Origin of the sequence: Mycobacterium sp. (assembly GCF_052145595.1) — a bacterium.
Lineage (GTDB): Bacteria > Actinomycetota > Actinomycetes > Mycobacteriales > Mycobacteriaceae > Mycobacterium.
On sequence record NZ_JBKQOI010000121.1, the window covers coordinates 1 to 10,113 of the forward strand.

Genomic DNA, 10,113 nt, shown 5'->3' on the forward strand with positions numbered 1-10,113 from the left:
CAGCTGTCGCGGATCTTGTCGGGAATGCCCAGCTCCAGGTGCTGGGTGTGGATGAGGCCGGCCATCGTCAAGTTGTCGATGTATTCCAGGATGTAGGGCCCGAGCCCGCTGGCCAGGATCTTGGGCACCGAGGTCATGACCTGGTCGAAGTCGGCGAACGGGGCGAGCACGGTGGCGCTGTGGTCGAGTCGCGGATGGAGCTTGACGATCACCTCGGTGGCCAGGGCCAGGGTGCCTTCGGAGCCGACGATGAGCTGGGTCAGGTCGTAGCCGGTGGACACCTTGGCGATCTTGCCGCCGGTTCGGATGATCTCGCCGGTCGGCAGCACGGCCTGCAGCCCGAGCACGTTGTGGCGGGCGATCCCGTACTTGACCGCGCGCATCCCGCCGGCGTTGGTTCCGACGTTGCCGCCGACGCTGGAGGACAGCTCGCCGGGCTGGACCATGTAGCCCAGCCCGGCATCGACGGTCGCGGCGTCCAGCTCGGTCAGGGTCACCCCGGGCTGGACGACGGCGACCTGGTTGGTGGTATCGACCTCCACGACCGCGTTCATCCGCTCGAAGGAGATGACGAGCCCGTCCTTGCGGGGGATCGCCGCGCCCGACAGGCCGCTGCCGGATCCGCGGGCCGTCACCGGGACTTTGTTCTCCGAGGCGGCCTTGAGCAGCTGCGAAACCTCTTGTGCGGTGGCCGGCTTGGCGACGTAGGCCGGCTTCTGCGGCGCCGTCGTCAACACCTCGTCGTGCCAATAGTCCTCGGGGATCGCGTCGCCGGTCAGCAAGTTGTGGTTCCCGACGATGTCCGCGAACCGCGCCGTCATATCGCTCATCGGAGGCCTCGCCTTCTCAGGTGCGTGCCGATTTACTCTATAAGTTGCTGATTGCTGTGCGGCTTCGAGGCGTGAATCGGCGCGCGGCATGGCCTGAAGCTTGCACTTGTATTCGGCGCCACTCGCGCGAAAATGGCGCCATGCGCAGCGTGCAGATTAAAGACCTTCCCGGAGAGACCTATCGAGTCCTGCGGGAGCGAGCGGCGCGCGCGCACCAGTCCCTACAGGAATATCTTCGAAGTCGTCTGATCGCTTATGCGAACGAGCCCACTCAGGATGAGGTTCTCGACCGCGTCGCCGCACGCCGCGGTGGCCGGGTGTCCTTTAGGGCTGCTGTCGACCACGTTCGGGCAGAACGTGATCGTCGTTAATGCCAGCGTCTTGGCGGTAGCACTGGGCGATGACGGGACAGACGGACAGCACGCCCGGGAACGTTTAGCACCGACAGCGCCGGAACCCCATTGATGTGGCCAGAGCCCGAACGGCGGTGTGGCGGCGCTTGCCCCGAGGCTCACGAACACGACAGGGGCCCGACGGCAGGCGTTCGTGTCGATGTAACGGGTGGTTACTCCTTCGTGCTGGATGCTGGCGGTGTACCGATAGGGGAGGACAGCCGTGAGCGTCGCGATGGTCGCGCCCAGTACCATCACCGAGCAGCACGACGGAGAGACGATCCACCTGGCGTTTTCGGGACGCTTCGGGTTTGGGATCGACCAATGGGCATACCTGCCGTTCGAGGTGCCGGCGGGCGTGCAGCGAATCCGAGTCGCTACCTCGCACGACCGCTTCGCGGTGGGTGGGCCAATCCGAAACGTGTTGGATCTGGGCATTTTTGGCGCGGCAGGCCATGATTTGGGTAATGCGGCGGGATTTCGGGGCTGGTCCGGCGGGGCCCGCGACGGCTTTGTGATTTCCGGCGGTCATGCCACTCCTGGCTACCTTGCCGGCCCCATCGAGCCGGGTGTGTGGGCCGTGGCCCTCGGCCCGGTGGTCTTGAGCCCATGGGGAATGGCGTGGCAGGCGCGCGTCACCCTGGAACGCGGGCAGCCCGTTGGGGAAAGCGGCCCCGTGCTCGCATATCCGGCTGCGCCGGTCAGGCGTGCGGGCTGGTATCGCGGGGACCTGCATCTGCACACCGTGCACTCCGACGGCCAGCGCCATCCCGATGAACTGGTGACGGCCGCGCACGCCAGCGGGCTGGACTTCATCGTGTCCACCGACCACAACACCAACTCCGCCAACCGCGTGTGGCCGTCATGCCGCACCGGGGCGCTGCTGGTGATCCCCGGCGAGGAGGTCACCACCAGGCACGGGCACTGGCTCGCCGTCGGCCTGCCACCACACGCCTGGGTCGACTGGCGATACGCGCCGCGCGACGGGGTGTTCCCGCACCTCGCCGCCGAAGTCCGCGAAGCCGGCGGCCTGGTCGTCGCCGCCCATCCCGCCGCGCCGGTGCCGGGATCGTTGTGGGAGTTCGGTTTTGAGCACGTGGATGCCCTCGAGGTGTGGAACGGCCGGTGGAACCTCGACGACGAAGTTTCGCTTCGCATTTGGCAGCGGCTGCTGTGTGAAGGCCGGCGCGCCGTCGCGGTCGGTGGCAGTGACTCCCACACCCAACAGCAGCCGGTCGGTTCGCCCCAGACGGTGGTGTACGCGCGTGAACTGTCGATCCCCGCGATCGTCGACGGGCTACGCCGTGGCCGCTCGTACGTCGCCCGATCCCGGGCTGTCACAGTGGAACTCACCGCATCCTGCCGAGGCGTCGATGACGTGGCCGGCCCCGGTCAGACACTGCGGGTGCCGCCGGAGACGCCAGTCACGGTCACTGCCATGGTCACCGGGGCTGCTGGCACCAACGCCGCGCTGATCACGGCGGCGGGCTGCGTGGGGCGAGCGACGGTGCGCGGGTCGGCGCGGACCATGTTGCGATGGGAACTCGATGCGACTTCCGCGCGCTTCGCGCTGCTGGAGATACGGGAAGCACAGCGGCGCCCGCTCGGCGCGATGGTCGCGTTGACAAACCCCGTGTGGCTAGCGTGAGCAAGACCTCACCGAACAGGGATGATGGTCAAACTGTCGTGCCCGCTCGTGCAATTGGGTCAGGTGGTGCCGCGCCACCTGTCGGCGTCGCTGTCGTGGACGGCATGGTCGAGATCTTCGAGCTCATGAGCGAACCGTCCGGTGTCCCACTTGGGAAGTTCGCTTGCGCCTGCGGCGATTTGCGCTACCGGAATGAAGCGCGGGGGTCGATCGGGTTCGGATTCGCTGTGTGGTACGAGGTCCGCGACCGGGACGCCGTTTCGGGTGACTGTAAAGCGCTCACCCTGCTGCACGCGGCGCATGATCGCGCCGGTATCGTTCCGCAGTTCCCGCTGACTAACCGCTGTCGCCATGACGCCAGCGTCGCACAAAAGCGCTGGGCACCGTAGCCTCGATGACCGGTTGGCGCTTTGCAGCGCTATGCAGGTCGGGGCCGAGTGGCATGCTCGTTGCATGGCGGCCGTCCCTCAAACCGTCTACGCGCGAGACGGCGATGCTCACCTCGCGTATCAGATCGTCGGTGATCGCGGTCCGGATCTCCTCTTCGTCCCTACCGGCACGTTCCCGATCGACTTGCTGTGGGACGAGCCCACTGTCGCCCGCCACCTGCGTCGGCTGGCGTCGTTCAGCCGCCTGCTCATGACCGACCTGCTCGGGGTGGGTAGCTCGGATGCGGTGCCGATTCAGGACCGTCCGGCGATGCAGGCTTGGACGGATGGGCTCGTCGCGGTGCTCGACGCCGTTGGGTGCGAGTGTGCGTCGGTCTTCGGGATGGGGGAGTCGGCGCTTCCCGTCATGCTCCTGGCCGCAAGCCATCCCCAGCGCGTGCGCTCGCTGGTGCTCTGGAGCCCGTTCGCGCGCTTTCTGCGAGCCCCCGACTATCCGTACGGGATGCCCGAGCCGACCTTCACCCGGTATGTCGACGGCTTCGGCGACACCGTCGGGACCGGTGCTGTCGCGGATAATTTGGCGCCCAGTTGGGCCGGCGATGCGGGGAAGCGGCGTTGGTGGGCTCGCGGCGAGCGCCTGGCCGGCGGGCCCGGGTATTTCAAAGCCATCTTTGACCTCTACCTGCGCACCGACGTCCGGCCCGTGCTCGACAGCATCCAGGCGCCGACGCTGCTGCTACACCGCCGCGGTGACCGCCATGTGGCCGGCGGCCACGTCCGTTACCTCGCCGAACGCATCCCGCACGCGCGCTTGGTGGAGTTCGACGGGGACGACAACGTGTGGTTTGCCGGCGACTCCGACCGGGTGCTTGACGAGATCGAATCGTTCGTCACCGGTGCACGTGCGGCCACGCCGACGAACCGCGTGCTGTCGACCGTGTTGTTCACCGACATCGTCGGATCGACCGAACACGCGGAGGCGCTCGGCGATGAGGCCTGGACCGCGGCCCTCGACGCGCACAACGACGTCGTGAAGAGCCATGTGGCCAGCGCGCGGGGCGTAGTCGTCAAGTTCACCGGCGACGGCGCGCTTGCGACCTTCGATGGGCCGGCGCGTGCGATCAACTGCGCGTGCGCGATCCGGGACGCGGTGCAAGACCTCGGACTCGACATCCGCGCCGGCCTGCACACTGGCGAGGTGGAGATGATCGACCGCGACGTGCACGGGATCGCGGTCCACATCGCTGCGCGCATCATGGCGCTCGCGGGGCCCGGAGAGGTACTCGTGTCGGGCGCCATCCCGCCGCTGGTCCTCGGATCGAGGATCGCATTCGACGACCGCGGCAGCCACGCACTCAAGGGTGTGCGCGACCCCTGGCCGGTCCTGGCGGTGCGCGACGCGCGCACCGGCGTTATGTAAACGCCCCATGCGGGACCCCTGGTGTCGCCCAAGTCAAACCGCGCCACGGCTGCATAAGGCGCTTCAGCGTTTGCGCCGTATCCGTGACGGGTCGACGAGCCCGGACTGCACCAGGGCGTCGTCGATGAATCGCTGGATCGGGCGAGAGCGAAAGAACCCGGTGTGGCCGCCCTGGTACCAGTGGATCTCGGGCTTGCCCCAGTGCTCCCAGAGCCGGGTGACCTGCTCGCGGGGATGCACCAACCGGTCGGCGACGCCGGCGTAGATGAACCGACCCTGCATCGGCACGCGGGGGGTCAGGGCCAGCGGTGAGATCATCCGGCCGATGGGTTTGGCCAGCTTCATCGTCTGGCGCAGGCCGTGGTGGCCGCTGAGGCCGGCGTGGCGGCCGACCAGGTCGACGAGATCGACGGCGGGGATGCCGAGAATCGCGCAGGTGAGACCGTCGTCGAGGCTGGCGACCAGCGACGAGATCAAACCGCCGAGGGAGAGGCCGTTGAGCCCGATCGTGGCGTCGGGCTGCTGCGCGCGGATCCAGGACAGCAGGCGCCGGATGTCCCATACCGCCTGCGCGGTGCCGTGGACATCGTTGAGCACGTCGTCGCTGGGGAACCCGACGCCTTTCGGCAGGTCGCGCGCACGGGGGCCGTGCATGGGAAGAACGGGAAGCACGACATTGAGGCCGAGGTCGCGGTAGAGATGCCAGGCACGAAACAGCATCGGGTCGAGCGCGGCCCGTCCCATTTCGGCGCCGTGGATACAGACCAGCCAGGGTCGCGGTTCGCGGTGTCGCAGCATCAGGCCGTACTCGCGGTTGTTTCCGGTGTAGCTCAGCCACCGTTCCCGGCCCGGTTCGCCGGCATGAGGCTCATAGTCGCTATCGAAGAAGATGCGCTCGAAGGTGCGCCCCAGGTTGTCCACGGTCCTGACCGTGACGTCGGTCGGCGGTGGGGGTGGGGCGAAGAAGCCCTCGGGATTGTCGAGCCAGCCCTGGTCGCCGTAAAAGTCTTGCGCCGCAAGCACTTCACGGTCTATTCGTTCGAGTGCGGCCGGATCGGGTGCCGAGCGGAGCAAGCTAAACCCCGCCAGCACGATTTCGTCGCGGAACGCCTGCGCCGCAAGCGCGATGGTGGGCCTGGCCACCGGAATCTCGTCGGGCTGGCGGTCCAGGTAGGCGCCCCAGGAGCGGGCGTAGAAGCCTCCGGTCCGGGTGAACGGCCCCAACAGCTGCGCCAGTGGGTTGGCGCTCGCCGGGCGGCGGTGGTCGGTGTCTGGCATCTAGCCTCGCTTGGTTCCAGGGGTGAAGGTGACTGGTAGCTTGCCCAGCCCGGTCATGCTCGGGTTGCCGAGGTATTGGTGGACGTTTTGGACGTCGACTTGGTAGTCGGGGATGCGGTCGAGCACGGCCCTGACCATCACCTCGGACATCAAGCGCGCCAGGTGGGAGCCGATGCAGCGGTGCGGCCCGAGCCCAAAGGCGAGGTGGCGGTTGGGCGTTCGATCCAGGATGATTTCGTCGGGCCGATCGAACTCGTGCTCGTCGTGGTTCGCGGACAGCCAGCTGATGACGACGCGGTCGTTCTTTCGGAGGCGTTGGCCGTTGAGCTCGACGTCGTGGGTCACGGTGCGGCTCAGGGTTTGGTTGACCGAGAAGTAGCGCAGGAATTCGTCGGTGGCGGTGCGGTAGAGCTCCGGGCGGTCGATGAGTTGTTGCCGCAGTTCCGGGTGGGTGCCCAGGTGCAGCAGGGTCAGCGCGGTCTGCGACGTCGTGGTGTCCACGCCGCCGCCGATGAGATTCCACAGAATGTTGAGCAGCTGTTCGTCGGTGAGACGTTTGCCGTCGAATTCGAACTGGATGAGGAAGCTGGTCAGGTCGTCTTCCGGCGTGGCCCGCCAGGTGGCCGCGTACTCGAGAACGCCCTGCATCATTCCGGGGACTTTGGTGATGGCTTGTATGTACTCGGGGCTGTCTTGAGGGACGGCCATGACGGAGTGGAAGAGGTTGGCGTAAAGGTGCCAGTTGTCGTAAGGCAGGCCCATCAACTTCATGGTGAGGATGGCCGGAACCGGGCTGGCGTAGTCGAGCACGAGGTCCATCTGCCCGTCGGTTATGCGTTTATCGAGGAAGTCATGTGCCAGTTGTTCCATGAACGGCTTTAGCTTCTGGACCGCGCCAGGGGAGAAGAACGGGGCCAGGGCATGCCTTAGGGCCTGGTGGTAGGGCCCGTCGACCTCTCCGATGCCGAGGGCCGGCTGGCCTTCGGGACGCGGGACGCCCATCTCGCCTTGGTAGTCGACGCCGTTGGCGGCGTTCGGTTCGTATTTGTGGGCGAAGGTGGCGTCGTCTCGGGCGGTTTGGCTGACCGCTTCGTAGCTGCTGAGGAACCAGAAGCCGCCGTAGTTCTCGTTCCAGGCGACGGGGCACTTACCTCGGAGGTCGGCGTTGATGGCCAGTTCGTTGAGGTTGAATTCGTCGGAGTGGTGGTCGAAGTCGACAACTGTGTCGGCGCTGACGACTGGGCGTGTGGCCATCAAAAAGCCCTCCAAAACAACGAGCCTGGCTTATCGAGCGGTTGGTGCCGCTTACTAAGCTATCTTTGTATTATTACGCTTTTGACTTCGCGGAGATAGCGCCATCGATGACTGGTCGGTACGGACCATGATCGGTGCGCCCTGACTCGCTACGGAAGGTCGTAATGGCTAGTCATCGAACGGTTTTCAACCACGTCGGCTTGTGCGTCGCGGATCGTGAGCGGTCACGCCGCTTCTACGAGGGTCTGCTCGGGTTCGAGTTCTGGTGGGAAATCGAACCGCCCGACGATCCTACCGCTCAGCTTGTGCAACTTCCCGAGCCGCTCGGGGTGCATGCGACCTATTTGGTGCGGGATGGCTTTGTGCTCGAACTCCTCGATTACTCGAAGCGGCAAGTTCACGCTGGACCGGAACGCGTGATGGATCAGATGGGGCTGACGCACGTCTCGTTTTCAGTGTCAGATCTTGCCGGCGTGCTGGAGAAGGTTGCGGAGTTCGGGGGAGCGGTGGTCGAAGCGACGGTGTCTGCGCTGTCGGCGATGATTCGAGACCCTGATGGGCAGCTGCTGGAACTGCTTCCGGATGGTTGGCTCGCGGCTTTGCCGCCTCGGCCTTAGTGGGGTGCCGGGGTTCAGTCGGCGGTGAGACGGGTAGCCAGGCCGGCATGAAGGAGTGGCATTGCCGACTCGCGCACGACCGCTAGATCGCAGGTCTAGCCCGCAACTCGAGTCCGCACAGGCCATTACATAGTCTTGTGCGGCTGTAGAAGAAATGTAACAGTGGCGAGATGCCGGATACGCATGTGGTCGCCAACCAGGTTCCGCCGCTGGCGGACCATAACCCCGCGACGTCGCCTGTGCTCATCGAAGCACTGATCCGCGAGGGCGGGCAGTGGGGCCTCGACGAGGTCACCGAACTCGGCGCAATCTCGGGCAGCGCGCAGGCTCAGCGCTGGGGAGAGCTGGCCGCCCGTAACCGCCCGATCCTGCACACGCACGACCGTTACGGCCACCGCATCGACGAGATCGAATTCGACCCGGCCTATCACGAGCTGATGCGCACGGCGATCGCACACGGCCTGCACGCAGCCCCGTGGGCCGACGACCGGCCGGGCGCCCACGTCGTGCGCGCGGCGAAGATGGTGGTCTGGACCCCTGAGCCCGGTCACGTGTGCCCGATCTCGGCGACCTACGCCGTCGTTCCCGCGCTGCGCCACAACGCCGACCTCGCGAAGGTCTACGAGCCGTTGCTGACCAGCCGCGAATACGACCCCGAACTCAAGCCGGCTACCACCAAGGTCGGCATCACTTCGAGCATGTCGATGACCGAGAAGCAGGGCGGCTCAGATGTGCGGGCCGGCACCACCCAGGCCACGCCCAACGCCGACGGCAGCTACACCCTGGTCGGGCACAAGTGGTTCACCTCGGCAACGATGTCTGACATCTTCCTGGTGCTGGCCCAGGCCCCGGGCGGGTTGTCCTGCTTCCTGCTGCCGCGAGTGCTGCCCGACGGCAGCCGCAACCGGATGTTCCTGCAGCGGCTGAAGAACAAGCTCGGCAATCACGCCAACGCGTCCAGTGAGATCGAATACGACGGCGCCACGGTGTGGCTCGTGGGCCAGGAAGGGCGCGGCGTGCCCACCATCATCGAGATGGTCAACCTCACCAGACTGGACTGCACGCTGGTCAGCGCCGCCAGCATGCACACCGGGCTGACCCGCGCCATCCATCACGCCCAGCATCGAAAGGCGTTCGGCGCCTACCTGATCGACCAGCCGCTGATGCGCAACGTGCTGGCCGATCTGGCCGTGGAAGCCGAAGCCGCCACCATCGTGGCGATGCGGATGGCCGGCGCCACCGACGCTGTCGTCCGCGGCGACGAGCGGGAGACGCTACTGCGCCGGATCGGGCTGGCCGCCAGCAAGTACTGGGTATGCAAGCGCGCCGTCGCGCACGCCGCCGAAGCCCTGGAATGCCTGGGCGGCAACGGCTACGTCGAGGATTCGGGCATGCCGAGGCTGTATCGCGAAGCCCCGCTGATGGGCATCTGGGAAGGGTCGGGCAACGTCAGCGCGTTGGACACCTTGCGCGCCATGGCAACTCGGCCGGCGTGCGTCGAGGTGCTCTTCGACGAACTGGCTACCACCGCCGGCCACGACGCGCGGCTGGACGCTCACGTCGCAGCGCTGCGAGCCGCGCTGCAGGATCTGGAGACCACCCGGTACCGAGCCCGCAAGATCGCCGAGGACATCAGCCTCGCATTGCAGGGCTCGCTGCTGGTGCGCCACGGCCACCCCGCGGTCGCCGAGGCGTTCCTGGCCACCCGGATGGGCGGGCAATGGGGAGGGGCGTTCGGCACGCTGCCGACGGGACTGGATCTCGCTCCCATCCTCGAGCGCGCCATGGTCAAGGGATGATCTAATCGGCGCAGCGGGCCTGGCTTTCCCGGTACGAACCCGGTGTGCCGCATAGAACCACCGAGCACCAACCGGCTCGCGATCGGCAGCACTACGGACGCAGGACGATTTTGCCCCTGGTGTGGCGCCGTTCCAGGGTGCGGTAGGCGCGCTGAACCTCGTCGAGTGGAATAACTTCGGCGATCGGCACTTCCAATTGGTCGGCGGCGATTAGTGCGGCGAGCTCGGCCAGCACCGCGGCGTCGGCGGCGTCCTGATTGCCGACGAACATGACCCCAAATCGCTCCAGCGCCGGAAAGTCGATGACCGTGTCGATGCGCTGCGGCGCGATGCCCAGCTCGGTCACGGCTAATTCGACGTAGCCGCCGCCAAAGAAGTCCAACAACGCGTCGACCCGGCCGTCAGGTGCCGCCGCCCGCAGCCTGTCCGCGAGGCCACCGCCGTAATTGACGGGGATCACGCCGTGCGCAGCCAGCCACTCGTCGT

The 10,113-nt window shown here is 66.6% G+C and carries 10 protein-coding genes; 5 read left to right on the forward strand and 5 right to left on the reverse strand.

Going from position 1 to position 10,113, the window contains the following annotated elements:
* Window positions 1-830, reverse strand: an 830-nt coding sequence (locus tag ACLP4W_RS10680) for an FAD-binding oxidoreductase (RefSeq protein ID WP_442386103.1), incomplete at its 3' end; no start/stop codon positions are given.
* 140 nt (window positions 831-970) lie between these two features.
* Here ACLP4W_RS10680 and ACLP4W_RS10685 point away from each other — a divergent pair.
* A complete protein-coding gene (locus tag ACLP4W_RS10685) occupies window positions 971-1,201 on the forward strand; it encodes a FitA-like ribbon-helix-helix domain-containing protein (RefSeq protein WP_442386104.1) in 231 nt (76 codons plus the stop codon).
* Between the two features lie 244 nt (window positions 1,202-1,445).
* A complete protein-coding gene (locus tag ACLP4W_RS10690) occupies window positions 1,446-2,870 on the forward strand; it encodes a CehA/McbA family metallohydrolase (protein ID WP_442386105.1) in 1,425 nt (474 codons plus the stop codon).
* A gap of 59 nt (window positions 2,871-2,929) precedes the next feature.
* Here ACLP4W_RS10690 and ACLP4W_RS10695 read toward each other — a convergent pair whose 3' ends face one another.
* Entirely contained in the window at window positions 2,930-3,223 is a 294-nt protein-coding gene (locus ACLP4W_RS10695; RefSeq protein ID WP_442386106.1) for a type II toxin-antitoxin system Phd/YefM family antitoxin, read from the reverse strand.
* Window positions 3,224-3,323: 100 nt separating this feature from the next.
* On the opposite strand from ACLP4W_RS10695, the gene ACLP4W_RS10700 reads away from it, so the two are divergent.
* Window positions 3,324-4,679 carry an adenylate/guanylate cyclase domain-containing protein gene (locus ACLP4W_RS10700; protein WP_442386107.1) on the forward strand — a complete coding sequence of 452 codons (1,356 nt, stop codon included), beginning with the start codon at window positions 3,324-3,326 and terminating at the stop codon, window positions 4,677-4,679.
* A gap of 63 nt (window positions 4,680-4,742) precedes the next feature.
* On the opposite strand, the gene ACLP4W_RS10705 is transcribed toward ACLP4W_RS10700, so the two are convergent.
* Together ACLP4W_RS10705 and ACLP4W_RS10710 are read right to left on the reverse strand one after the other, a co-directional pair.
* Window positions 4,743-5,957, reverse strand: coding sequence for a hypothetical protein (locus ACLP4W_RS10705; protein WP_442386108.1), 1,215 nt, complete (start codon window positions 5,955-5,957; stop codon window positions 4,743-4,745).
* A complete protein-coding gene (locus ACLP4W_RS10710; protein WP_442386109.1) occupies window positions 5,958-7,211 on the reverse strand; it encodes a cytochrome P450 in 1,254 nt (417 codons plus the stop codon).
* A 164-nt stretch (window positions 7,212-7,375) separates the two neighbouring features.
* On the opposite strand from ACLP4W_RS10710, the gene ACLP4W_RS10715 reads away from it, so the two are divergent.
* Both ACLP4W_RS10715 and ACLP4W_RS10720 read left to right on the forward strand, forming a co-directional pair.
* Entirely contained in the window at window positions 7,376-7,828 is a 453-nt protein-coding gene (locus tag ACLP4W_RS10715) for a VOC family protein (protein WP_442386110.1), read from the forward strand.
* A gap of 170 nt (window positions 7,829-7,998) precedes the next feature.
* Entirely contained in the window at window positions 7,999-9,627 is a 1,629-nt protein-coding gene (locus tag ACLP4W_RS10720) for an acyl-CoA dehydrogenase family protein (protein ID WP_442386111.1), read from the forward strand.
* A gap of 91 nt (window positions 9,628-9,718) precedes the next feature.
* Here ACLP4W_RS10720 and ACLP4W_RS10725 read toward each other — a convergent pair.
* Window positions 9,719-10,113: zinc-binding dehydrogenase (locus ACLP4W_RS10725; RefSeq protein ID WP_442386112.1), on the reverse strand; the 395-nt coding region annotated here is incomplete at its 5' end.

Excerpts from the sequence above, each read along its gene's own strand:
- ACLP4W_RS10715 (WP_442386110.1), top strand. The coding sequence starts at position 7,376 with ATGGCTAGTCATCGAACGGTTTTCAACCACGTCGGCTTGTGCGTCGCG.
- ACLP4W_RS10695 (WP_442386106.1), bottom strand. The coding sequence starts at position 3,223 with ATGGCGACAGCGGTTAGTCAGCGGGAACTGCGGAACGATACCGGCGCG.
- ACLP4W_RS10700 (WP_442386107.1), top strand. The coding sequence starts at position 3,324 with ATGGCGGCCGTCCCTCAAACCGTCTACGCGCGAGACGGCGATGCTCAC.
- ACLP4W_RS10705 (WP_442386108.1), bottom strand. The coding sequence starts at position 5,957 with ATGCCAGACACCGACCACCGCCGCCCGGCGAGCGCCAACCCACTGGCG.
- ACLP4W_RS10685 (WP_442386104.1), top strand. The coding sequence starts at position 971 with ATGCGCAGCGTGCAGATTAAAGACCTTCCCGGAGAGACCTATCGAGTC.
- ACLP4W_RS10720 (WP_442386111.1), top strand. The coding sequence starts at position 7,999 with ATGCCGGATACGCATGTGGTCGCCAACCAGGTTCCGCCGCTGGCGGAC.
- ACLP4W_RS10710 (WP_442386109.1), bottom strand. The coding sequence starts at position 7,211 with ATGGCCACACGCCCAGTCGTCAGCGCCGACACAGTTGTCGACTTCGAC.